This is a genomic window from Bradyrhizobium sp. SZCCT0231 (genome assembly GCF_018130245.1).
Taxonomy (GTDB): domain Bacteria; phylum Pseudomonadota; class Alphaproteobacteria; order Rhizobiales; family Xanthobacteraceae; genus Bradyrhizobium; species Bradyrhizobium japonicum_F.
Map to the genome: position 1 here is coordinate 522897 of NZ_JAFCKP010000003.1, position 22046 is coordinate 544942.

Below are 22046 nucleotides of genomic sequence, written 5' to 3' on the forward strand. Positions count from 1 at the left end.
CGGTCCGGCGCGGCTTCGATTCGCCGGAGCGGAGGTAAAGCCCTGGTAAACGACTGGGCCAGCTGACGCAATTTCGTGCGGCGAACGACACGCAGCTTGATTTGGTCGTTGCTCGCGCGCCTCCGCGCTGCGGCTTGATCTAGCGCAATGCGATCTGGACAGCGCGAACCTATGGTCCGCGGCGGTGACAACGGCGTCGACCGAGATGTGCCCGATGGGGCGCAACCTCCTGGGTTATTCCTGAAGCGGGCATGCCCGTGGGGATTCGGACATGCCGAGACCAATGTCACGACGCTCGTTATTTTCCGCCGTTCTTCCTTTCGCATCCGGCCGTGACGCGCTTGCGCCGCGTCTGGAACAGCCGTGCGCCGAACAGGTGGCGACCGTCTCCAGCGCGAACGCCTGCGTCGAAAGGCACGGCGTGGTCTGTCGCCGTTGCGTCGAAGCCTGTGAGCATTCCGCCATTCGCATTCTCGCGCGCGAGAAGCTGGGCGCCGCGATCGATGCCGCGGCCTGCACGGGCTGCGGTGACTGCATTCCGGTCTGTCCCGTCGAAGCCATCGCGCTCGCGCCGCGGGACCGGATCGAGCTCGTCTCCGAATTTGCAAACCTGATCGTCCACAATGGCTGAAGTCACCAACATCTGCGGCGTCGCGGTCTATCTGGCTCCGGATGCCGGGAGCGATCTGACGGACCGCATCCTCGCTATGCCCGGCGTCGAGCTGGGAGCCGCATCCGGCGAACACCGGTTGGCGCTGACCGTGATCGACACGCCGGCCTCGCTCGCGATCGATCAGATCGCGGCGATGCACCGCCTGCCCGGCGTCGTCGCGGCGTCGCTGATCTTCCATGCATTCGATGCGCTCGACGACGAAGACGTCGTCGAGTGCGACGCGGCCGAGTGCTGCGGCGGCCCCTGCCAGAATTCCGGCGCGCATGCGCGCCCTTCCGTGGATTGAGATTCGTTGAGCCGGAGAGACCGACGATGGTTACGAAATTGACGAACGGGAATGAAGCCGCGACGACCCGCCGCGATGCGCTCAAGGCGGCCGCTGCGGTTGCTGCCGCCTCGACGATCGGCGTCACGCTGCCGGATGTCGCCGCCGCGCAGCCCGGCAAGACCGACGGCATCCGCTGGGACAAGGGCGTATGCCGCTTCTGCGGCACCGGCTGCGGCGTGATCGTCGGCACCAAGAGCGGCAAGGTCGTGGCGACGCAGGGCGATCCCGATGCGCCGGTCAATCGCGGCCTCAACTGCATCAAGGGCTATTTCCTGTCGAAGATCATGTACGGCGAGGACCGGCTGACCCAGCCGATGCTGCGCATGAAGAACGGCAAGTTCGACAAGAACGGCGAGTTCGCGCCGATCTCCTGGGACGACGCCTTCAAGCTCATGGCCGAGAAGTGGAAGGCGGCGCTGAAGGCCGGTGGTCCCTCGACCGTCGGCATGTTCGGCTCGGGCCAGTGGACCATCTGGGAGGGCTATGCCGCGGCCAAGCTCTACAAGGCCGGATTCCGCACCAACAACCTCGACCCGAACGCGCGCCACTGCATGGCGTCGGCGGTCGCGGGCTTCATGCGCACCTTCGGCATCGACGAGCCGATGGGTTGCTACGACGACATCGAGCAGACCGATGCCTTCGTGCTCTGGGGCTCGAACATGGCGGAGATGCACCCGATCCTGTGGTCGCGCATCACCGATCGCCGGCTGACGCATGAAGGCTGCGAGGTCCACGTGCTCTCCACCTTCGAGCACCGCTCGTTCGAGCTCGCCGACAATTCGCTGGTGTTCACGCCGCAGAGCGACCTTGCGATCCTCAATTACATCCAGAACCACATCGTCAATTCCGGCGCGATGAACAAGGACTTCGTCGAGAAGCACGTCGAGTTCGCGTCCACCGTCACCGACATCGGCTACGGCTTGCGCCCGACCCACGCGCTCGAGGCGAAGGCGGTCAACGCCTCGCACAAGGCCGGCAAGGACGGCGCGCTCGATCCGGCCGGCTTCAGGGACAAGATCGGCTTCGAGGAATACAGGAAGCTGCTCGAACCCTACACGCTCGATTATGCCCACAAGGCATCCGGCGTGCCGAAGGAGAATCTCGAGCGGCTCGCCAAGCTCTACGCCGATCCCAAGAAGAAGGTCATCTCCTACTGGACGATGGGCTTCAACCAGCATGCGCGCGGCACGTGGGTCAACAACATGATCTACAACGTGCATCTGTTGATGGGTAAGATCTCGGAGCCGGGCAACGGCCCGTTCTCGCTGACCGGCCAGCCTTCGGCCTGCGGCACCGCGCGCGAGGTCGGCACGTTCTCGCATCGCCTCCCCGCAGACATGGTCGTCACCAACCCGAAGCATCGCGAGGCGACCGAGAAGCTGTGGCAGGTTCCCGAAGGCACCATCCCGGGCAACGTCGGCTACCATGCCGTGCAGCAGAACCGCATGCTCAAGGACGGCAAGCTGAACGCCTATTGGGTCCAGTGCAACAACAACATGCAGACGGCCCCGAACATGAACGAGGAGGGCTATCCCGGCTATCGCAATCCCGCCGCCTTCGTCGTCGTCTCCGATCCCTATCCGACCGTGACCACGCTGGCGGCGGACCTCATCCTGCCGACGGCGATGTGGATGGAGAAGGAGGGCGCCTATGGCAACGCCGAGCGGCGCACGCAGTTCTGGCGGCAGCAGGTGAAGGCGCCGGGCGAGGCGCGCTCGGATCTCTGGCAGATGATCGAGTTCTCGAAATACTTCAAGATCGAGGAGGTGTGGCCGGAGGAGTTGATCGCGAAGAAGCCGCAGGTGCGCGGCAAGACGCTCTACGACGTGCTCTATGCCAATGGCGAGGTGAACAAGTTCCCGATCACCGAATGCCAGAAGGGTTTTGAGAATTCCGAGAGCGCGGCGTTCGGCTTCTACGTGCAGAAGGGCCTGTTCGAGGAGTATGCGAAGTTCGGTCGCGGCCACGGCCACGATCTGGCGGACTTCGAGCAGTACCACCAGGCGCGCGGCCTGCGCTGGCCGGTCGTCAACAACAAGGAGACGCTCTGGCGCTTCCGCGAGGGCTACGATCCCTACGTCAAGCCGGGCGAGGGGGTGTCGTTCTACGGCAAGCCGGACAAGAAGGCGCGCATCATCTTCTGCCCGTTCGAGCCGGCGGCCGAGACGCCCGACAAGGAGTTCGATCTGTGGCTGTGCACCGGCCGCGTGCTGGAGCACTGGCATTCCGGCTCGATGACGCGCCGCGTGCCCGAGCTGCACCGTGCGGTGCCGGCCGCGACGCTGTTCATGCATCCGGATGATGCGGCCGAGCGCAAGCTCTTGCGCGGACAGCCGGTGAAGATCCAGACGCGACGCGGCGAGGTGATCACACGGGTCGAGACCAAGGGCCGCAACAAGCCGCCGCGGGGTCTCGTCTACTTCCCGTTCTTCGACGAAAGCCAGCTCGCCAACCAGCTCACGCTCGATGCGACCTGTCCGATCTCGAAGGAGACCGACTTCAAGAAGTGCGCCTGCCGCGTGACGTCGGCCTAAACCCCTCGATGGACGAGCCATGTCGGATTCGAGCTCGAGCATCCCGCGCGATCCGCGGCGCCGCAAGGCGCTGCAGGATATGACGCGTTTCGGCGGCGGCGCAGCCGTCGCCGCCGCGATGCTGACGGGATTCGGCGTGTCCTCGCGCGCGAGGCCCGCGCAGACGCTGCGCCCTCCGGGCGCGCTGCCCGAGAAGGACTTCCTGGCGGCCTGCGTCCGCTGCGGCCTCTGCGTTCGCGACTGTCCTTACGACACCCTGAAGCTTTCGGACTGGGCGGATGGCCCGGCCGTGGGCACGCCGTTCTTCGTCGCCCGCAGCGTGCCGTGCGAGATGTGCGACACGATTCCCTGCGTCAAGGCCTGCCCGACCGGCGCGCTCCAGCACGCGCTGACGGACATCGCCAAGGCCAGGATGGGCGTCGCGGTGATCACCAGCCGCGAGACCTGCCTCAATCTGCAGGGCTTGCGCTGCGACGTCTGCTATCGGGTCTGCCCGGCGATCGACAAGGCGATCACGCTCGAGGTCTCGCATAACGCACGCACCGCCAAGCATGCGATCTTCGAGCCCGTCGTCCATGCCGAATATTGCACCGGCTGCGGCAAGTGCGAGAAGTCCTGCGTGCTGACCGACGCCGCGATCAAGGTGCTGCCGGTCGAGGTCGCCGCGCTGAAGCAGGACGAGCACTACAAGCGCGGCTGGGAAGAGAAGACCAGGGCCGGCGGAGCCCTCGTCGATGCGCCGCTCAAGCTGCCGGTGCGCAGGCCGGAAGGAGGCGCGCCATGACGGCGAACGCCAGGCCATATGTCGAAGCGCGCGCCGCGAAGGGTCTTTGGGCTTCCACGCGGTTTCTCGTGCTGCGGCGGACCAGCCAGCTGTTCTTTCTCGCACTGTTCCTGTCGGGACCGCTTCTGGGCGTCTGGATCGCGAAGGGCACGCTGGCTTCGTCCATGACGCTCGGCACGCTGCCGCTGACCGATCCCTTCGTCTTCCTGCAATCGCTCGCCGCGCGCCATTGGCCGGAGGGGCTCTCGGCGATCGGCGCCGCCATCGTGTTCGCCTGCTATCTCCTGTTCGGCGGCCGCAGCTATTGCTCGTGGATCTGTCCGGTCAATCCGGTGACCGATTTCGCGGCATGGCTGAGGCGGCGGCTGGGCATCAACTTCACGGCCAAGGTCCGCCCGGACCTCAGGCTCTACTTCGTCGGCGCGGTGCTCGCGGCCTCGGCTCTGTCGGGCTCGATCGCCTGGGAGCTGATCAATCCCGTGACGGCGCTGCATCGTGCGCTGGTCTTCGGTCTCTGGTTCGGTGCGGGCGGCGCGGCCGCAATCTTCGTGTTCGATCTCCTGGTCGCCAGGAACGGCTGGTGCGGTCATCTCTGTCCCGTCGGCGCATTCTATGGCCAGATCGGCAGGGTCGCGCTGCTGCGCGTCACCGCCGACAACCGTGCCGCCTGCAACGATTGCATGGATTGCTTCGCCGTCTGTCCGGAGCCGCATGTCATCAGCCCTGCGCTCAAGGGCGAGCGCAGCGGTGCCACGCCCGTCATCACCGCGGGCGATTGCACGCTCTGCGGCGCCTGCATCGACGTCTGCTCCAAGCAGGTCTTCCATCTCGGTCTGCGCGGCCGCGACGCCGTGCGTCCGGATTCTTCCGTAACCGCGCCGGCGCCAGCGGCGCGCGTCGTTTCTTCCCAGCCGGCCGTCCTTGAAAGGGACCTCCCATGACGCTTGTTCGACTGATTCCGTTGCTCGCGGCGGCAGCCGCGGCCGTCGCGCTTGTGATTCCGTTCGCGGTGTCGGGGCCGCTTGCGCAGGAGGCCAAGCAGCCCAAGGCGCTGCGTGAGACCCCGTTGACCGAAATGTCGCCGCCGCCCGACGTGACCAAGCAGTCGGTGCCGGCGAGCGGCTTCGAGCGCGCCTATCGCCAGCAGCCGCCGCTGATCCCGCACAAGGTCGACGGCTACCAGATCACCACCCAGAACAATGCCTGCATGGGCTGCCACGACTGGCCCGGCAATACGCGGGTGAACGCGCCGAAGATCTCGGAAACGCATTATGTCGACCGCCAGGGCGTCCGGCTCGATAAGGTCGCCGGCACCCGCTATTTCTGCCAGCAATGCCACGTGCCGCAGGCCGATGCGAAGCCGCTGGTCGGCAACATCTTCCAGAACGCGACGCAGGCGAAGTGAGGCGGACATGCAGGACACCAGCACTTCTGCCGCCGTCGCAGCCGCGCGGCCGGGCCTCCTGAAACGGCTGTGGCGATGGTTCTTCTCGCCGACGGCGCGCTATGCCTGGGGACTGATCGTCGTCGTCGGATTCGGCGCCGGCGTCGTGTTCTGGGGCGGCTTCAACTGGGCGATGGAGATGACGAACAACGAGCAGTTCTGCATCTCCTGCCACGAGATGAAGGAGAACGTGTATCTCGAATACCGCAACACGGTTCACTATTCGAACCGCACCGGCGTCCGCGCCAGCTGTCCGGATTGCCACGTGCCGAAGGAATGGGGACACAAGGTGGTCCGCAAGATCCAGGCCTCGAACGAGGTGCTGCACAAGATCCTCGGCACCATCGACACGCCGGAGAAGTTCAACGCGCACCGTATCGACCTCGCCAAGAGCGTCTGGCGCGGCATGAAGACGACCGACTCGCGCGAATGCCGCAACTGCCACAAGTTCGACCACATGGAGTACGCGGTACAGGAGCCTCGCGCCTCCAAGCTGCACCAGACCGCGTTCGCGCAAGGCAAGACCTGCATCGATTGCCACCAGGGCATCGCACACAAGCTGCCGCCCAAGGCGCAGGAAGAGTACCGCGACATGCTCGACCATATCGACGAGGTCGGCCCCGTGCAGCGCATCATCGACTTCCTGCAGGATGCGGACGTCGCCAAGGCGAAGGCGGCGAGGTGATGGACATGCTTGCGCAAGGTCGCGATGCGACGGGCGGCGCGGCGGGACATTCCGCTGCCATCTGCGTTGCCCTGGTCTATGATGCCAGCGCCGATCTCAACCGGTGGTTCGCCGGGCTCGTCGCCGAGCTTCGCCGCTCCGGCAAGAGCCTCGCTGGGTTGATCCAGCAGGACGTACCTCAGGCAGGCCGGTCCCGCTGCGACATGGTTCTGCACGAGCTCGCCACCGGCCGGTCGATCTCGATCTCCGAGGATCTCGGAGCAGGGGCGATCTCCTGCCGTCTTTCCACGCCGCGCCTGCTCGAAGCGGCACAATTGGTCGAAGCCCGGCTTGCCGACGCGGAGATCGTCTTTCTCAACAAGTTCGGCAAGGCCGAGGCGGAAGGCGGGGGTTTGCGCGACCTGATTGCCCATTGCATCGAGTCCGGCAAGAGCCTCGTGATCGGCGTTCCCCGCAGCAACCTTAAGGCCTGGACCGAATTCTGCGGCGAGTTCTTCAGGACCGTTGAGGCAACGCCGGAGCCGCGCCAGGATGCGATCGCAGCCCTTGCGGCTCTGCTCGGTCAGCCCAAGACCGGCAGCGAGCATCTGCACGTGGTCTGAGGCTGCGTGCCAGCTCGCGCTCCATCTCGCTCGAGCTGTTCGGCCGCGCGGTGATGCCGGAGTTCCAGAACGATCGGGCGCAGACGGCGTGGAAACAGGGCGTAATGAGCGGCGAGATCAAGCTGGAAGAGATCGACACCCGTGCTTTTACGGATCGTTACGGCAAGCTCGCGATCAATGTCGCGCCGGCCAGTGCAGCCGCAGGATAAGCTGTCCGTTAAGTCATGTTGCTGACGCAATCTCTGTCTTAGTCGGTGACAACTTAAAACACTGCGTGGGAACCGCCCTGGTTCGCACAACGGTTCCATAGCCAAGGGGTTGGCGCGAATCCGCAAAACATCGGTGCAAGCTTCATGAACGCTTCCGCGTTCGCTTGCCCCGTTTGCGGTGCCGGAACCGACGATCGAAAATCACAGGAGTTATGATGACGTTCCGCTCGAGCGCCGCAATTTGCGGCGCCCTGGTTGCGCTTGCCGTGTCTGTTACCGTTGCTAGATGTGAAACGCGTGGGGGTTACTCAAAGGCCGTCGTCGATGCCGCCTCCGGGGATGCGGTCGTCGGCGCCGCATCCATGTACAATCCCTTCAAGCCCGGCAAGGAGGAGGGCGGTCCGAAGACAGCCTCCGGCGAGCGTTATGATCCCTCTGCCTGGACGGCTGCGATCAAGACGACCTTGCGTCGGAAATTTGGTGGCGTCCAATTCGGCGCGAGGCCGAAATATGCGCTCGTCGAGGCCGTCGGCAAGAAGGTCATCGTCAAGATCAATGACGTCGGACCGCTCAGGCCCGGCCGCATCATCGACTTCAACGAGCGAACGATGCGCCATTTCGATCCGAGTCTGGAGCGCGGAGTCATTAAGGACGTAAGGGTCATCCCGCTTTCGGGGGACGATTGGACACTGGGGCCGGTGGGTTGAACACCTCAGATGACGATCGGGGGGCTGAAAGGTCTCAGCCTTCCGTGGAAATCGCCCTGCTGCTATCCTTTCGCAAAACAACGTCTTGTGGAGGAAGCGATGCGGTCTCAGGCGGTGCCCACAAATCCGTCGGCGGGTGATGTCGCGCCGGCCGTGCTCGCCATCGGCCGCTCCGATTTCCCAAATGTCCTGATCGATACGCTGCGCCGGCAGGCCGATGTCGGCCATTGCATGGTGTTTGCGCTGAGCCGCGGCGGTGCGGCGCGCTGCCTGCTCGATGCCGGCAACATCCCGATCGGCGGCGATCTCGGGGCGGCCTATGCCGGCCATTTCCACGAATCCGATCCCAACCGCGACGCGCTGTTCGAAGGCGACGGCGGTGCGCCGATCATGCTGCCGGCGTTCGCGCCGCGCATGTACGGCGCGCGCTACCGGAAAATCTTCTTCCAGGATTCCGGCATCGTCGACAAATGCGCGACCGCGATCTGGACGGGCGACACCTGCTTCTACGTCAACTTCTACCGCATCGTCGCGCAGGGCCGCTTCAGCGCCGCGCAGCGCGAGCGGCTCGAGGCCATTGCACCGGTGATCGCGGCAAGTGTTGCGCGGCATTTCCAGGAGAACGCAACGCCGAACGCAACGCCGGATCAGTCCCTCGCTGCCTTGTTCGCCACCCGCGCGCCGCTCTCCGCTCTGACGCCGCGCGAGCAGGACGTCTGCCGCCGCATCCTCGCGGGCTTCAGCTCCGAGGCGATCTCGCAAGGACTTGGCATCAGCCTGCATTCGACCCTGACCTACCGCAAGCGCGCCTATGAGCGGCTCGGCATCTCCTCGCAGAATGAATTGTTCGGAATCGTGCTGCGCCTGCTCGCGGGGCCGCACGGCCTGAACTGAGTCGGTTTCTTGCGAAGAGGCGAGCTCTATGCCTTCAGGTCCGTGATCCGCATGATCGCGACCACATTCCCGTGCACGGCCCTCACTGATGCAGCTCATGAGAGTATCCCCCACTTTGAGCCTGCGTAAGAAGCGACGCCAGTCTAGGTCTGTATCGCTGCTACAACATTGTTCATTGCGGGCCTATAAGAGCGAGAAAGCTACGTGCGATGAGCGCTCGTTCAAATACCCATTTGCGCACGAACTAGGATTGTTTCTCCGCAGTACTTCATTTTGGTTGTGAGGCTCAACTCATGACTACGCACTTTTGGAGCCGCCTTGTGGCCGATGTGCTTGTAGTCGCCATATCTGTGGTCACAATCTCAATTGCAGCGACATCATTGGGCGAGCCGGTTGTTGCAGGAATTGCTGCTTCTATTCCGGGCCCATTCCATCTCACGACGGAGAGGACATTTGCAGGTGCCGGAGCGAGCAAACCGGCGCGCGCCCGCCTGCAAACAGATTGTCGGCTTCGATCTGCTCCTCCGCAATGGAACGCGGACTGGCTTGTCGAGCCGCCTGCGGCTCCCAGATTTTGACGGCGTGTGAACTAATTTACATCCCTGCGCCGTCGGCGCGGGCTAATATTCAAGAAGGCTTCTTACTTTGACGGAGGCATTCCAATGCTTGCGGCAATCAAATGGAACTCCCGACATAGTGCTCGCGAATGGGTAAGGATGGTTGTGGTTCCTGCTTTGCAGCTCCGCAGACAGGCAAACCGGCGGAACGGTGAAAGCAAGCAGAAGCAGCCACTCTGGAAGCGCTTTGACGACACCCATCATTGGGACTCAACCGCAGAGGAATGGGTCCCGAACCTAGACCGATAATCGAGCAGCGCATTGTGTGTCGCACAGGCGTGCCGTCGGGGATCGATGAGCGCAGCGGACTTGATCGATGTTGACGCGAGTTCGAGTCCGACGATTAGGGTGCCGACAGCTTGCAGGTTTGAGCGGCTGAGTCATTGACCTTCTCCGCGCGCGCATCGCGGACGATCCTTCGGCTTAGCCTCCCAGCCCACGCCAGGGCTATCGCATATGACTGGCGGCGGCGACCTGCGCGCACGCCTCGTCCTTCGAGACGGCGCTTACGCGCCTCCTCAGGATGAGGCTAATCGGCGTCAGGGCCCGTTGAAGCTGCTGCCGCGCACTCCGCCCTCATCCTGAGGAGCCCGCCTCAAGCGGGCGTCTCGAAGGATGGCCGCAGGGAACAGCTCTCAAATGCGATGACCTCCCAGCCGAACGAGAGTTCGGTGTTAACCACAACGAACGGTTCCAGTCTGGGCGAAATCGCTTCGAGGTTTCTTAAATTTTGCTGGGTACCACTTCAGGGCATGGTGACCTGGGGAAGGATATGAGCAAGCGGGCCAAACGTCGGAAGGCAGAGACGCTCGCACTCCCCATGGTCGCGAGAGTTGCAATTGGCGCCGTGGCCGTCGCCGCATTGGGGTACAGCTTGCTGTCTCGCCCGGCGAGCGTGCAACCGATACGGAAGCCGTCCGCAGCCCAAGCCCAAGCATCGTCGACTCCGGTTTATGTGGCACCTCCGGTTCATGCATCCGCGCCGGCTCCGGCTCCGATTCCAGCCCCGGCGCCTCTGGTCGAACCGCCAAAAGCCGACGCTGACGTTCCCGGAGCATTGGTTCGGCAGGTGGTTGACTACGCCAGCCGCCAGCCGTCGGGAACCGTGATCATCGATACCGGAAACACGTTCCTTTATTTCGTCCTGAACGACAGGCAGGCGATGCGCTATGGCATCGGTGTCGGCCGTGAAGGTTTCACATGGTCCGGCGAGCAGACTGTGGCCCGTAAGGCAGAATGGCCGGATTGGCACCCGCCTGCGGAGATGGTCTCGCGTCAGCCTTATCTGCCGCGCTTCATGGCGGGCGGTCCCGGCAACCCGCTCGGCGCCCGGGCGATGTATCTCGGCGAGACCGAATATCGAATTCACGGCACCAACAAGCCCGATACGATCGGGAAGCGGGTTTCGTCCGGCTGTATCCGGCTGACCAATGAGGATGTCGTGGACCTCTATGAGCGGGTGAAGGTCGGAGCGAAAGTGATCGTGCTTCCGGCCACCGCTGCCCGCAAGCCATCCCAGGGAGCGCCGCCCGACGCCGCTTCCCGATCGCCCGACCCGGCGTCGCCGTCGCACCGGCCCTCGGCGGCTAACGCGCAGATGCTGCCATCTGGACCGAGGATCGCCGAGGTTCAGTAGCTCAGTCCTCGCTCCTGGTCGCGCCCAATCTGTCCGTCCCTAGCGCTAGGGACAGACGCCGGTTTCGGAGTTTGTTAGTCTGCCCTGAAGCATACGACGATCAGGGGAAACCGCCTTGAGCACCGCGCCGCGCATCGACATCGACCCCGATACATTCTGGGCCGACCCCTATCCGATGCTCGCCAGGATGCGGAAAGAAGCGCCGATCGCCTTCGTGCCGCAACTCGGCTCGACGCTGCTGACGAGCCGCGACGACATCTCGATCTCCGAGAAGCAGATCGACGTGTTCTCCTCGCACCAGCCGGCCGGACTGATGAACCGGCTGATGGGCCACAACATGATGCGCAAGGACGGCGAGGCGCATCTGGTCGAGCGCCGCGCGATGTTTCCGACGATCTCTCCGAAGACCGTGAAGGCGCATTGGACCGCGCTTTTCCAGGCCCATGCCGACCGCATCCTCGAGCGCATCGAGCCGGGGCGGATCGACTTCATGCGCGACTTCGCGCTGCCGTTCTCCGGCGAATGCCTGAAGTCGATCACCGGCCTCACCAATATCGGCTTTGAGGACATGGACGCGTGGTCGCAGGGCATGATCGAGGGCATCGCCAACTATGCCGGCGATCCCGCGGTCGAGGCGCGCTGCCACGCCGCGACCGCCGGCATCGACGCGGCGATCGACGACATCCTGCCGGTGATGCGCAAGCATCCCGACCAGAGCATTTTGGGCGTGCTCCTTGCTTCGGGCATGGCCATGGAGAGCGTGCGCGCGAATGTAAAACTCGCGATCTCGGGCGGCCAGAACGAGCCGCGCAAGGCCATCGCCGGCACGGTCTGGGCGCTCCTCACCCATCCCGAGCAGCTCGATCTGGTCCTGCGCGGTGAGGTGTCCTGGCTGCAGGCCTTCGAGGAATATGCCCGCTGGATCTCGCCGATCGGCATGTCGCCGCGTCGCATCGCAAGACCCTGGACCATTCGCGATGTGTCGTTCGAGCTCGACGAACGCGTATTCCTGATGTTCGGCTCAGCCAACCGCGACGAGAAGCATTTTGAGCGCGCCGATGAGTTCGACGTGCGGCGCGACACCACCAAGAGCGTCGCCTTCGGCGCCGGCCCGCATTTCTGCGCCGGCGCCTTCGCCTCGCGCGCGATGATCGCCGACGTCGCGCTGCCGGCGGTTTTCGCGCGCGCGGGGCGCATCGAGATCGCCGGCGACGAAGAGGTGCGGATCGGCGGCTGGGCGTTCCGGGGCTTGCAGAATTTGCCGGTGAAGTGGAGGCATTAGGCCGGTGGTGCTTGTGGCACGTGTCCCGTCACACGTTCGGTGTCATCGCCCGGCTTGACCGGACGATCCAGTAATCCGAGACAGTTGTGGTTGAATCGATTGGCCGCGGCGTACTGGATTCCCCGCCCCAGTGCGCAATTGCGCACAAGGCGGGGAATGACGGCGAGAGGGTGGAGGGAGCTCCGCGCCTCAGCACCCACTTTGCGATCATGCCATTCTGCCCCTGTTTTGCCCGACGAGTCAAACGAACTTCGGATAATACGCAAGTCATTGTTTTCGCACGCCCCGGCTACTGTGCATGGGGTTGTTTTGCGACTTTTATGTTCCGGTGGTCTGGGCCCGGACGGAATCCGTGCGGCCCTCACATTCGCGTGCGGAAAAATTCCGTCTGCATCGTCGCGGCCGCTTGAAAGATTAATCATGCCCTCCGCCACACGCACAGTGCTCGCATCGCTATTTTCCTGGACGTCTCGACACATCTCCCGAGCCGCACCATCATTTGCCGGCACGTGAACGATGACGGCCGCAGGCGGCCGGGAGAGTGGAATGCAGCGTCGTGACTTTCTGAAACTCGTCCCGCTTGATATCCAGACCGTCGCCGCCAATCGCGCGAACTTCGTGGTCGGTCCCATCACCGACGAGATCGTCGCCACCCAGCAGGGCGTCGCCGACCGCTTCTACAGGCTCGGCCTGATCCCCAAGCCGATCGTCATCCGCGACATCGTCTGGCGCAACCCGGCAGCCTGACCGTGCCGACCAGCCTTCCCATCCAAAAAGGTCTGAACATGAAGCGCATCGTTCAACGCGTGATCGCAGCCATCGTGCTGTCGATCGGCATCGTCGCCGCCGCCGTCGGCACGACTTACGGCTAGGGGCACATCCGATGAGCCAATCCAGCGCCAACATCCTCTGGTTCCTGCCGACGCACGGTGACGGCCGCTATCTCGGCACCGGCATCGGCGGCCGCGAGGTCAATTTCAACTATCTGCGCCAGGTCGCGCAGGCCGCCGACCAGCTCGGCTATTTCGGCGTGCTCTTGCCGACGGGCCGCTCCTGCGAGGATTCCTGGATCGTTGCATCCAGCGTCGCGCCCTTCACCGAGCGGCTGCGCTACCTCGTGGCGGTCAGGCCCGGCCTGCAATCGCCAAGCGTGGCGGCGCGCATGACCGCGACGCTCGATCGCGTCACCAATGGCCGGCTGCTCGTCAACGTCGTCACCGGCGGCGATCCCATCGAGAACAAGGGCGACGGCGTCTTCCTCAGCCATGACGAGCGCTACGAGGTCACCCGCGAGTTCCTGAACGTCTACAGCGATCTGCTCGCCGGCAAGACGGTGAACGCCGAAGGCAAGCACATCCGCATCGAGGGTGGCAAGCTTCTGTTCCCTCCGGTGCAGTCGCCGCGCCCGCCGTTGTATTTCGGCGGCTCGTCCGATGCCGGCATCGACGTCGCAGTCGACACCGTCGACAAATATCTCACCTGGGGTGAGCCGCCGGCTTTGGTTGCGGAGAAGATCGCCAAGGTGAGGGCAGTCGCCGATGCGCGCGGCCGCAAACTCTCCTTCGGCATTCGTCTGCACGTCATCGTCCGCGAGACCAATGAAGAGGCCTCGAGTGCGGCGAACGAGCTGATCAAGCATGTCAGCGACGAGACCATCGAGCTGGCGCAGAAGAACTTTGCGCGGATGGACTCCGTGGGCCAGCAGCGCATGGCGCAGCTCCATGGCGGCAAGCGCGACAAGCTCGAGATCGCTCCGAACCTCTGGGCCGGCGTCGGCCTGGTGCGCGGCGGCGCCGGCACGGCGCTGGTCGGCGATGCCCGGACCGTCGCGGCCCGCATCAAGGAGTATCAGGATCTCGGCATCGATACCTTCATCATGTCGGGCTACCCGCATCTGGAGGAGGCCTACCGCTTCGCCGAGCTGGTGTTCCCGCTGCTTTCGCTGGAGCAGCCGAGCAACGTCACCAAACTTCATTTCAACGGCGGTCCTTTCGGCGAGACGGTCGGCAGCGATCTTCGTCCGCAGCACCGGGTGTCGCAGTCATGAGCCTGATCGACAGCATCTCGCTCCCGCGCAGCATCCGCCTGCCGCGGGTCGATGGCCTGATCCAGTGGATCGTGCCGCTCGCCATCATCGCGATCTGGCAGGTCGCGAGCGTCACGGGCTTCGTGCCGACGCGCGTGCTGCCGGCGCCGAGCGACGTCGTGCTGGCCGGCTGGAAGCTGCTGCTCTCCGGCGAGCTCGTCCGCAACATCTGGGTCTCGTTCTGGCGCGCCTCGATCGGCTTCCTGATCGGCGGCAGCATCGGCTTCGCCTTCGGCCTCGCCAACGGCCTGTCGCAGCTCTCGGCCAAGCTCACCGACACCACGCTGCAGATGGTGCGCAACGTGCCGCATCTGGCGCTGATCCCGCTGGTCATCCTCTGGTTCGGCATCGACGAGAGCGCAAAGCTGTTTTTGGTGGCGCTGGGCGTGTTCTTCCCGATCTACCTCAATACGCTGCACGGCATCCGCACCGTCGATCCGCAGCTGATCGAGATGGGCCGCATCTACGGCATGACCGACGGCGAACTGTTCCGCCGCGTGATCTTCCCGGGCGCGTTGCCCTCGATCTTCGTCGGCATCCGCTTCGCGCTCGGCATCATGTGGCTGACGCTGATCGTCGCCGAAACCATCGCGGCGTCCTCGGGGCTCGGCTACATGGCGATGCAGGCGCGCGAGTTCATGCTGATCGACGTCGTCGTGCTTTCGATCCTGATCTACGCCCTGCTCGGCAAGCTCGCCGACAGCGCCTCCCGCGTGCTGGAGCGCCTGACGCTCTCCTGGCATCCCGCCTTCCAGAAACGTTGAGCAGAAATACTGGGAATCACATGCAGACAGCGCTTCGTACCTCCCTTCCCGAGACCGAGCTCGCCAGCCGCGCCAATTTCGCGCCACACGCCCGCGTGGTGCGCGAGGAGCGGCCGGTTCAGGCCAGCGGCCTGCCGCTCAGCATCCGGGGCTTGCGCAAATCCTTCGGTGACAACGAGGTGCTGCGCGGCATCGATCTGCACATCCCCGCCGGGCAGTTCGTCGCGATCGTCGGCAAGAGCGGTTGCGGCAAGAGCACGCTGCTGCGCCTGATCGCCGGCCTGGACAAGATCGATGCCGGCAGCATCAGCTTCGGCCAGGACATTCAGCCAAAAGCCATCCAGCCCGAGGACATCCGCGTGATGTTCCAGGAGCCGCGGCTGCTGCCCTGGGCCCGCGTGCTCGCCAATGTCGAGGTCGGTCTCGGCCGCGATCGCGCATCGCAGGATGCTCATGCCCGCGCCGAGAAGGCATTGACCGAGGTCGGCCTCGCCGACAAGCGCGACCAATGGCCTTCGGTGCTGTCGGGCGGCCAGAAACAGCGCGTCGCGCTCGGCCGCGCGCTGGTGTCCCGCCCGCGCGTGCTCGCCTTCGACGAGCCGCTCGGCGCGCTGGATGCGCTGACCCGCATCTCGATGCAGCGGCTGCTGGAGCGGGTCTGGCGCGACCAGGGCTTTACCGCGATCCTGGTGACCCACGACGTCTCCGAAGCCGTCGCCCTGGCCGACCGGGTGCTTGTCATCGAGGAGGGCCGGATTGCCCATGACGTCGTGGTTAACGCAGCCCGGCCGCGCCAGCGCGGCTCGGCCGAGCTTGCCGGCCTCGAAGGCTCGATCCTGAGCCACCTTTTGTCGGCGGACGATCGTACCTAAATACAGGGAACCCCGCTTGCGGGGAGCAACGCCATGAATGTAGTGCCCCGCGATCTCATGACTGAAATCCCCGTCTCGTCCGCCGATTTCCGCGGCGCCATGCGCCACCTCACCGGCGGCGTCAGCGTCATCACCGCCGGGCGGGGCAAGGACATCACCGGCATGACGGTGACCTCGGTCACCTCGCTGTCGGTCGAGCCGCCGACGCTGCTGGTCAGCATCAACCGCGACGCCTCGTCGTTTCCGCTGATCAAGCGCCACGGTGCCTTCGGCGTGAACATCCTGAACGCCGACCAGCTCGATGTCGCCGAGCGCTTTGCCGGCAAGGGCGGGCTGAAGGGCGTCGACCGCTTCGCCGGCGCGACATGGGTGACGGCAGTCTCGGGTGTTCCGCTCCTGGTCGGTGCGCTCTCGGCCTTCGATTGCGAGGTCGAGGAGATCGTCGAGCGGCACTCGCACGGCATCGTCATCGGCCGCGTCAGGGACGTCAGGAGCTCCACCCGCACCGCAGCACTGGCCTATTGGCACGGCCAATATGTGGCGGTCGACCAGGACGAAGATGCGGCAAGGCTCGCCGACGTCAGCGTTCCCGCGCGCGGCCGGCGCGGCATTTGATCGCCGCAGGCTGTCGGCGCAGAGGCTGGCCTTTTCTCCGTCGTCGCTCTAGAAGCGCCCAGAGCCTTCCGTATCGGGACGGTAGTGGAGCGGAACGATGAAGCGCGTGGCGACCTGGGTCTTCTACGCCATCGGCGCGCTCGCGATCGCCTATCTCGCGCTCTACGCCTACGCGATGTTCTCGGGACACCCGATCGTGCCGGGCGATCCCATCCACATCTTCCGCAAGCCCGACGCGCCGAGTTATTCGTAGAGCTTGGTCGGTCTCGTAGGGTGGGCAAAGGCGCCCTTGCGCCGTGCCCACCATCCATCCGGGGCGACAACCGGGAATGGTGGGCACGCTACGCTTTGCCCACCCTACGGCACCTGTGTTCACCCCCGCAAAATCGCCAGCGCCAGCGCCTGCGCGCGCGGCACGATGCTGTCGACCTCCAGATATTCCTCCGGCGTGTGCGCGAGCCCGCCGACCGGGCCGAGGCCGCAGATGGTCGGCGTGCCCACCGCGGCGGTGAAGCCGGAATCGGCGCAGCCGCCGGAGAACTCGCCCTGCAGCGTGGTGAGGCCGACATCTCTTGCGGCGGCCTGATAATCTTCGAACAGCGTCTTCGACTCCGCGCTCTGCACCACCGGCACGAACTCGCCCTTGATGGTGAGCGTCGCGCTCGTGCCCGGCACGTACGACGTTGCGACGATCTCTTCGATTGCGGCCATCACGGTCGCACGATCTGCCGGATCGACATAGCGCAGGTCGATCTGCCCTTCCGCGTAAGGCGCCGTGGTGTTGACGGACTGCCCACCCGAGACGAGGCCGACATTCAGGGTGATGCCCTTGTCCAGATCGGTCAGCGCATGGATCTGCACGATCTTGTGCGCGAGCTCGCCGATCGCGCTGACGCCCGCAGCGAAGTTCGCGCCGGAATGCGCGGCCTTGCCGGTGATGGCGAGATGCATGAAGATGCCGCCCTTGCGGCCGGTGACGACGTTTCCGGTAGGACGGCCCGGCTCGGAATTGAACACTGCGCGGGCGGCGCGCCCCTCGCGTTCGATCACCGGGCGCGAGGAGGGCGAGCCGATCTCCTCGTCCGAGGTGATCAGCACCTTGATCGGATGCGGTGCGCCGCCGAATTTGTGGAAGGCGGTTGCCACGAACACGTTCATGACGAGGCCCGACTTCATGTCGGCAACGCCGGGACCATAGGCGCGGCCATCCTTGATGGTGAACGGCCGCCGTCCGGCCTCGCCCTTGCCGAATACGGTGTCGCGATGCCCCATTAACAGCACCGGCTTCTCGTTGCTGCCGGGCTTTGCCACCTCGGCATGGATCGCGTCGCCGAAGCTGGCGTTGGCTTCGCGCCGGAACGGAATGCCCTGCTCGGCAAAATGCCGCTCGAACCGCGCACCGACCGCATCGACGCCTTCCTTGTCGTAGGATCCGGAATCGATGTTCACGACGTCGCGGAGCAGATCGATCATGGCCTGCTTCTGCGACGCCAGCCAATCCGTGATTTGAGCTTCAGACATGTGGTCCCTCGTGTGGTTTTCGGGCGTGGTTATAGGACCTTGCGCAGGCGTGACCTAGTCGCCGGATGCGGTGCGGCCATGTGTTCAGCTCTCGTAGCCCGGATGGAGCGAAGCGTAATCCGGGATCTCGATCGCGGAGCCAACCCCGGATTACGCTTCGCTCCATCCGGGCTACGGGACCTTCCCGGTGGACGCACAAAACAAAATGCCCGGGTCTAGCCCGGGCATTCGCATCCTCAATTTGAGCTGACGCCGCCTCACGCCCCCACCATCGGCATCCGTGGATACTCGCCCGGCGTTCCCGCGGGCGGGATCGGGATGCCGCCGTCGGCATATTCGTTGAGCTTGTTGCGCAGCGTGCGGATCGAGATGCCGAGGATGTTGGCGGCATGGGTGCGGTTGCCGAGGCAGTGCTTCAGCGTCTCCAGGATCAGGTCGCGCTCGACATCGGCCACGGTGCGCCCCACCAGCGCCCGCGTCACCTGCTCGGCGGCCATGGTGGCATGCGCCACGGCCGGGGCGGTCTTGGCGAGGTCGAGGCGGTCGCCGTCCGGCGTGATGATGGCGTCGGGTCCGATCTCGTCGCCCTGCGCCATCAGCACCGCGCGGTGCATGGTGTTCTCGAGCTCGCGGACGTTGCCCTGCCAGCGGTTGGCGGAGAGCACGCGGCGGGCTTCCGTCGAGATCGGGCGCAGCGGCACGCCGTTGGCCTCGGCGTATTTCTTCACGAAATGCTGGGCGAGCTCGAGGATATCGGCGGGGCGCTCGCGCAGCGGCGGGATCTTCAAATTGACGACGTTGAGGCGGAACAGCAGGTCCTCGCGGAACGTGCCTTCGCGCACGGCCTCGGCCAGGTTGCGGTTCGAGGTCGCGATGATGCGGATGTCGACGGCGACAGGCTTGGTGCCGCCGACGCGGTCGATCACACGCTCCTGGATGGCGCGCAGAAGTTTCGATTGCAGGCGGACGTCCATCTCCGAGATTTCGTCGAGCAGCAGCGTGCCGCCGGTTGCTTCCTCGAACTTGCCGATGCGGCGCGCGACCGCACCGGTGAAGGCGCCCTTCTCGTGGCCGAACAGCTCGGATTCCAGCAGGTGCTCGGGGATCGCGGCGCAGTTGATCGAGATGAACGGACGCTTGGCGCGGGCCGAGCGGGAGTGAACGTAGCGGGCCAGCACTTCCTTGCCCGTGCCGGATTCGCCGGTGATCATCACCGAGGCGTCGGAGCCCGCGATCTGCTGCGCCAGCTTGATCACCTTTGCCATGGCGTCGTCGCGATAGACCAGCTCGCGGGAATCGTTGGCGACGGCAGCCAGCACCGCGGCGATCAGTTCCGGATCCGGCGGCAGCGGGATGTATTCCTTGGCGCCGGCGTGGATCGCGGCGACCGCGGCGCGGGCGTCGTTGGTGATGCCGCAGGCGACGATCGGGGCGTGGATGTGCTCGGCCTCCAGCCGCAGCACGAGGTCGCGGATGTCGAGAGCGACGTCGACCAGCAGCAGGTCTGCGCCCTTGCCGCCGCGCAGCACGCGCATCGCCTGCTCGTGATCCTCGGCATGGGTCACGGTGGCGCCGTTCTCCATCGCGATTTTGGTGGCGGTGGTGAGCTGGCCCTTCAATGTGCCAACGATGAGAAGCCGCATGTCAGTCTCCTGTCCGTCTGTTCGCGCTGCCGCGCGCTATTCGCTTGTTCCGGCTAGCCGCGTTCGGCCTTTATGATTTCTGTCATGGTCACGCCGAGCTTGTCCTCGACCAGCACGACCTCGCCGCGGGCGACCAGCTTGTTGTTGACGTAGATGTCGATGGCTTCGCCGACGCGGCGGTCGAGCTCGAGCACGGTGCCTGGTCCGAGCTTCAGGAGCTCACCGACGTCCATCTTGGAACGGCCGAGCACGGCCGAGACCTGCACCGGCACATCGAACACCGCTTCGAGGTCGGCGGCGGCACGCGCCGCATATTCGTCCTCGTTGTAGCCGACGTCGGTGCCGGCAGGCGGCATCGGGCCGTTGAGATCGGGCAGCGGGACCTGTCCGTCAGTGTCGCTCATGGCTTAGCTCCCCCTGCGGGACGCGATATAGCGTCCGACCATTTCGTCGATCTTGGCCGCGATGGCGCCGCGCTCCAGCACGACGCCGCCATCGGCCCATTCGATCCGGCAGTCGCCGGTGGCAATTTCCGGCTCGGCCAGGATCACCAGCCGGCCCTCGAAGCCGCTCTGCTTGGCGAGCCGCTCGATCTTCTCGCGCGCGGCGTCGTAGAGCGCATCGTTGATGCGGACGACGAGATGCGGCGTCGCGACCAGATGCGAAAAGCAGTCCTTGACCAGCGCGATGACCTCGCCGAGCGGCTCGGCCGCGACGAGATCGGCGCACAGCTTGCGCGCCACCGCGACCGCGACCTCGACCGCCTCGGTCTCCATCCTGGTCTCGATGTTGCCGATGCCGGAGGCGACGCCCCGAATTGCGATGTTGATCTCTTCCATGGCGAGCGCGACGCGGCGGTCGCTCTCGGCCTTGGCCTCGCGCTGGCCGGCGGCAAAGCCTTCCTGATAGGCGCGCGCCTCGGCTTCCGCGACCTTCTGGGCGATCTCGGCTGCGGTCGCGGCCTTCTCGCGCGTCGTCCGCTCGGGCGCCGCGAAGTCGGTATCGAACAGGAATTTTGCCGGAGCGGCCATCAGTACACCAGCTCGTCGTCGGCGCGGTTCTTGGTCAGCATGATCTCGCCCTTGGCGGCGAGGTCCTTGGCGAGGTTGACCAGCAGCGCCTGCGCCTCGTCGACGTCGCGCAGGCGTACCGGGCCCATCGCCGCCATGTCGTCCTGGAGCATCTTGGCCGCGCGCGAGGACATGTTGCCGAAGAAGAAGTTGCGGACGTCCTCGTTGGCGCTCTTGAGCGCGACGCCGAGCTTGTCCTTGTCGACGTTGCGCATCAGGGTCTGGGCGGAGCCTGAATCCAGCTTCACGAGGTCGTCGAAGGTGAACATCAGCGCCTTGATGCGCTCGGCCGATTCGCGATTGTCCTCTTCCAGCGAGGTGATGAAGCGGGTTTCGGTCTGGCGGTCGAAATTGTTGAAGATTTCCGCCATCACCTCGTGGGCGTCGCGGCGGCGGGTCTGCGACAGGTTGGACATGAATTCGGTGCGCAGCGTCTTCTCCACGCTCTCGATCACCTCCTTCTGCACCGCCTCCATCTTCAGCATGCGGTTGACGACGTCGAGCGCGAGCTCTTCGGGCAGGATGCCGAGCACGCGGGCGGCATGCTCCGACTTCAGCTTCGACAGCACCACCGCGATGGTCTGCGGGTATTCGTTCTTGAGGTAGTTGGCGAGAACCTCTTCCTGCACGTTGGAGAGCTTCTCCCACATGTTGCGCCCCGCAGGGCCGCGGATCTCGTCCATGATGCCGTTGACGCGCTCCGGCGGCAGGTATTGCTGCAGCAGGCGCTCGGTGGCGTCGAAATTGCCCATCAGCGCGCCCGAAGCCGACATGCGCGAGACGAATTCGAGCAGCATGTCCTCGACGGTATCGACCTCGACGGTGCCGAGCGTCGACATCTCCAGCGAGAGCTGGCGCACCTCGTCGTCGTCGAGCAGCGACCAGATCTTGCCGCCATATTGCTCGCCCAGCGCCAGCATCAGGATCGCGGCGCGCTTCGGTCCGGCCAGCCCTTCGGTCTTGGCGCCGCCCGCGCGGCTGCCGGCGCGCTGACCGAGCGTGGAGATCACGCTGGTGATGTCGTTCGAGTTGGCGTTCTGCAAATTGGCGGCCATGTCAGATCACTTCTTGATTCACTTG

At 65.0% G+C, this 22046-nt stretch carries 23 protein-coding genes and 2 pseudogenes; 20 read left to right on the forward strand and 5 right to left on the reverse strand.

Features of this window, described 5'->3' with window-relative positions; all coding sequences use genetic code 11:
• Window positions 1-283 precede the first annotated feature (283 nt).
• The 20 genes and pseudogenes from JQ566_RS35030 to JQ566_RS12955 all read left to right on the forward strand — a co-directional run bounded on the left by JQ566_RS35030 (window position 284) and on the right by JQ566_RS12955 (window position 16985).
• Entirely contained in the window at window positions 284-631 is a 348-nt protein-coding gene (locus tag JQ566_RS35030; protein ID WP_434057817.1) for a 4Fe-4S dicluster domain-containing protein, read from the forward strand.
• On the forward strand, window positions 624-959 hold the full coding sequence (locus JQ566_RS12870; RefSeq protein ID WP_212372586.1) for a chaperone NapD: 336 nt from the start codon (window positions 624-626) through the stop codon (window positions 957-959). Before JQ566_RS35030 ends, JQ566_RS12870 begins: the two co-directional genes overlap by 8 nt.
• Before the next feature lie 26 nt (window positions 960-985).
• Window positions 986-3535: a nitrate reductase catalytic subunit NapA gene (gene napA / locus JQ566_RS12875; RefSeq protein WP_212372587.1), complete on the forward strand. Its 2550-nt coding sequence runs from the start codon at window positions 986-988 to the stop codon at window positions 3533-3535.
• Window positions 3536-3554: 19 nt separating this feature from the next.
• Window positions 3555-4319: a ferredoxin-type protein NapG gene (napG, locus tag JQ566_RS12880; RefSeq protein ID WP_212372588.1), complete on the forward strand. Its 765-nt coding sequence runs from the start codon at window positions 3555-3557 to the stop codon at window positions 4317-4319.
• Window positions 4316-5260, forward strand: coding sequence for a quinol dehydrogenase ferredoxin subunit NapH (gene napH, locus JQ566_RS12885; protein WP_212372589.1), 945 nt, complete (start codon window positions 4316-4318; stop codon window positions 5258-5260). Before napG ends, napH begins: the two co-directional genes overlap by 4 nt.
• Window positions 5257-5724, forward strand: a complete 468-nt coding sequence (locus tag JQ566_RS12890; protein ID WP_212372590.1) for a nitrate reductase cytochrome c-type subunit — start codon at window positions 5257-5259, stop codon at window positions 5722-5724. Before napH ends, JQ566_RS12890 begins: the two co-directional genes overlap by 4 nt.
• 7 nt (window positions 5725-5731) lie before the next feature.
• Window positions 5732-6448 (forward strand): NapC/NirT family cytochrome c, encoded by a 717-nt coding sequence (locus JQ566_RS12895; protein ID WP_212372591.1) that lies wholly within the window; start codon window positions 5732-5734, stop codon window positions 6446-6448.
• 5 nt (window positions 6449-6453) lie between these two features.
• Window positions 6454-7050, forward strand: coding sequence for a DUF2478 domain-containing protein (locus JQ566_RS12900; protein ID WP_212372592.1), 597 nt, complete (start codon window positions 6454-6456; stop codon window positions 7048-7050).
• A 26-nt stretch (window positions 7051-7076) separates the two neighbouring features.
• Window positions 7077-7259, forward strand: a pseudogene (locus JQ566_RS12905) (LLM class flavin-dependent oxidoreductase); the annotation flags it as partial.
• A 212-nt stretch (window positions 7260-7471) separates the two neighbouring features.
• The gene (locus JQ566_RS12910; protein ID WP_212372593.1) at window positions 7472-7966 is read left to right on the forward strand and encodes a septal ring lytic transglycosylase RlpA family protein; all 495 of its coding nucleotides are present in this window, start codon (window positions 7472-7474) and stop codon (window positions 7964-7966) included.
• 99 nt (window positions 7967-8065) lie between these two features.
• The gene (locus JQ566_RS12915; RefSeq protein WP_212372594.1) at window positions 8066-8860 is read left to right on the forward strand and encodes a helix-turn-helix transcriptional regulator; all 795 of its coding nucleotides are present in this window, start codon (window positions 8066-8068) and stop codon (window positions 8858-8860) included.
• A 1389-nt stretch (window positions 8861-10249) separates the two neighbouring features.
• A complete protein-coding gene (locus JQ566_RS12920) occupies window positions 10250-11113 on the forward strand; it encodes a L,D-transpeptidase (RefSeq protein WP_212372595.1) in 864 nt (287 codons plus the stop codon).
• A 115-nt stretch (window positions 11114-11228) separates the two neighbouring features.
• On the forward strand, window positions 11229-12395 hold the full coding sequence (locus JQ566_RS12925) for a cytochrome P450 (protein WP_212372596.1): 1167 nt from the start codon (window positions 11229-11231) through the stop codon (window positions 12393-12395).
• A 573-nt stretch (window positions 12396-12968) separates the two neighbouring features.
• Window positions 12969-13142 (forward strand): annotated as a pseudogene (locus JQ566_RS12930) (sulfonate ABC transporter substrate-binding protein); the annotation flags it as partial.
• A 2-nt stretch (window positions 13143-13144) separates the two neighbouring features.
• Complete coding sequence (locus tag JQ566_RS34850; protein WP_283814340.1) at window positions 13145-13267, forward strand: hypothetical protein; 123 nt, start codon at window positions 13145-13147, stop codon at window positions 13265-13267.
• Between the two features lie 11 nt (window positions 13268-13278).
• Window positions 13279-14442, forward strand: coding sequence for an FMNH2-dependent alkanesulfonate monooxygenase (ssuD, locus tag JQ566_RS12935; protein WP_212372597.1), 1164 nt, complete (start codon window positions 13279-13281; stop codon window positions 14440-14442).
• Window positions 14439-15245: an aliphatic sulfonate ABC transporter permease SsuC gene (gene ssuC, locus JQ566_RS12940; protein ID WP_212372598.1), complete on the forward strand. Its 807-nt coding sequence runs from the start codon at window positions 14439-14441 to the stop codon at window positions 15243-15245. Before ssuD ends, ssuC begins: the two co-directional genes overlap by 4 nt.
• A 20-nt stretch (window positions 15246-15265) precedes the next feature.
• Window positions 15266-16117: an ATP-binding cassette domain-containing protein gene (locus tag JQ566_RS12945; protein WP_212372599.1), complete on the forward strand. Its 852-nt coding sequence runs from the start codon at window positions 15266-15268 to the stop codon at window positions 16115-16117.
• Between the two features lie 33 nt (window positions 16118-16150).
• Window positions 16151-16732 carry a flavin reductase family protein gene (locus JQ566_RS12950; RefSeq protein ID WP_212372600.1) on the forward strand — a complete coding sequence of 194 codons (582 nt, stop codon included), beginning with the start codon at window positions 16151-16153 and terminating at the stop codon, window positions 16730-16732.
• A gap of 97 nt (window positions 16733-16829) precedes the next feature.
• On the forward strand, window positions 16830-16985 hold the full coding sequence (locus JQ566_RS12955; RefSeq protein ID WP_212372601.1) for a hypothetical protein: 156 nt from the start codon (window positions 16830-16832) through the stop codon (window positions 16983-16985).
• 119 nt (window positions 16986-17104) lie between these two features.
• On the opposite strand, the gene JQ566_RS12960 is transcribed toward JQ566_RS12955, so the two are convergent.
• The 5 genes from JQ566_RS12960 to fliG form a co-directional block, all read right to left on the reverse strand.
• A complete protein-coding gene (locus JQ566_RS12960; protein WP_212372602.1) occupies window positions 17105-18253 on the reverse strand; it encodes a M20 family metallopeptidase in 1149 nt (382 codons plus the stop codon).
• 257 nt (window positions 18254-18510) lie between these two features.
• Window positions 18511-19896 (reverse strand): sigma-54-dependent transcriptional regulator FlbD, encoded by a 1386-nt coding sequence (gene flbD / locus JQ566_RS12965; protein ID WP_212372603.1) that lies wholly within the window; start codon window positions 19894-19896, stop codon window positions 18511-18513.
• A 53-nt stretch (window positions 19897-19949) separates the two neighbouring features.
• On the reverse strand, window positions 19950-20300 hold the full coding sequence (fliN, locus tag JQ566_RS12970) for a flagellar motor switch protein FliN (protein WP_035704875.1): 351 nt from the start codon (window positions 20298-20300) through the stop codon (window positions 19950-19952).
• 3 nt (window positions 20301-20303) lie between these two features.
• Window positions 20304-20927 carry a FliH/SctL family protein gene (locus JQ566_RS12975; RefSeq protein WP_212372604.1) on the reverse strand — a complete coding sequence of 208 codons (624 nt, stop codon included), beginning with the start codon at window positions 20925-20927 and terminating at the stop codon, window positions 20304-20306.
• Entirely contained in the window at window positions 20927-22021 is a 1095-nt protein-coding gene (fliG, locus tag JQ566_RS12980) for a flagellar motor switch protein FliG (RefSeq protein WP_212372605.1), read from the reverse strand. The genes JQ566_RS12975 and fliG overlap by 1 nt, the downstream gene beginning before the upstream one ends.
• Window positions 22022-22046: the final 25 nt, after the last annotated feature.

Excerpts from the sequence above, each read along its gene's own strand:
- JQ566_RS35030 (WP_434057817.1), top strand. The coding sequence starts at position 284 with ATGTCACGACGCTCGTTATTTTCCGCCGTTCTTCCTTTCGCATCCGGC.
- JQ566_RS12870 (WP_212372586.1), top strand. The coding sequence starts at position 624 with ATGGCTGAAGTCACCAACATCTGCGGCGTCGCGGTCTATCTGGCTCCG.
- napA (WP_212372587.1), top strand. The coding sequence starts at position 986 with ATGGTTACGAAATTGACGAACGGGAATGAAGCCGCGACGACCCGCCGC.
- napG (WP_212372588.1), top strand. The coding sequence starts at position 3,555 with ATGTCGGATTCGAGCTCGAGCATCCCGCGCGATCCGCGGCGCCGCAAG.
- napH (WP_212372589.1), top strand. The coding sequence starts at position 4,316 with ATGACGGCGAACGCCAGGCCATATGTCGAAGCGCGCGCCGCGAAGGGT.
- JQ566_RS12890 (WP_212372590.1), top strand. The coding sequence starts at position 5,257 with ATGACGCTTGTTCGACTGATTCCGTTGCTCGCGGCGGCAGCCGCGGCC.
- JQ566_RS12895 (WP_212372591.1), top strand. The coding sequence starts at position 5,732 with ATGCAGGACACCAGCACTTCTGCCGCCGTCGCAGCCGCGCGGCCGGGC.
- JQ566_RS12900 (WP_212372592.1), top strand. The coding sequence starts at position 6,454 with ATGCTTGCGCAAGGTCGCGATGCGACGGGCGGCGCGGCGGGACATTCC.
- JQ566_RS12910 (WP_212372593.1), top strand. The coding sequence starts at position 7,472 with ATGATGACGTTCCGCTCGAGCGCCGCAATTTGCGGCGCCCTGGTTGCG.
- JQ566_RS12915 (WP_212372594.1), top strand. The coding sequence starts at position 8,066 with ATGCGGTCTCAGGCGGTGCCCACAAATCCGTCGGCGGGTGATGTCGCG.
- JQ566_RS12920 (WP_212372595.1), top strand. The coding sequence starts at position 10,250 with ATGAGCAAGCGGGCCAAACGTCGGAAGGCAGAGACGCTCGCACTCCCC.
- ssuD (WP_212372597.1), top strand. The coding sequence starts at position 13,279 with ATGAGCCAATCCAGCGCCAACATCCTCTGGTTCCTGCCGACGCACGGT.
- ssuC (WP_212372598.1), top strand. The coding sequence starts at position 14,439 with ATGAGCCTGATCGACAGCATCTCGCTCCCGCGCAGCATCCGCCTGCCG.
- JQ566_RS12945 (WP_212372599.1), top strand. The coding sequence starts at position 15,266 with ATGCAGACAGCGCTTCGTACCTCCCTTCCCGAGACCGAGCTCGCCAGC.
- JQ566_RS12950 (WP_212372600.1), top strand. The coding sequence starts at position 16,151 with ATGAATGTAGTGCCCCGCGATCTCATGACTGAAATCCCCGTCTCGTCC.
- JQ566_RS12955 (WP_212372601.1), top strand. The coding sequence starts at position 16,830 with ATGAAGCGCGTGGCGACCTGGGTCTTCTACGCCATCGGCGCGCTCGCG.
- JQ566_RS12960 (WP_212372602.1), bottom strand. The coding sequence starts at position 18,253 with ATGTCTGAAGCTCAAATCACGGATTGGCTGGCGTCGCAGAAGCAGGCC.
- flbD (WP_212372603.1), bottom strand. The coding sequence starts at position 19,896 with ATGCGGCTTCTCATCGTTGGCACATTGAAGGGCCAGCTCACCACCGCC.
- fliN (WP_035704875.1), bottom strand. The coding sequence starts at position 20,300 with ATGAGCGACACTGACGGACAGGTCCCGCTGCCCGATCTCAACGGCCCG.
- JQ566_RS12975 (WP_212372604.1), bottom strand. The coding sequence starts at position 20,927 with ATGGCCGCTCCGGCAAAATTCCTGTTCGATACCGACTTCGCGGCGCCC.
- fliG (WP_212372605.1), bottom strand. The coding sequence starts at position 22,021 with ATGGCCGCCAATTTGCAGAACGCCAACTCGAACGACATCACCAGCGTG.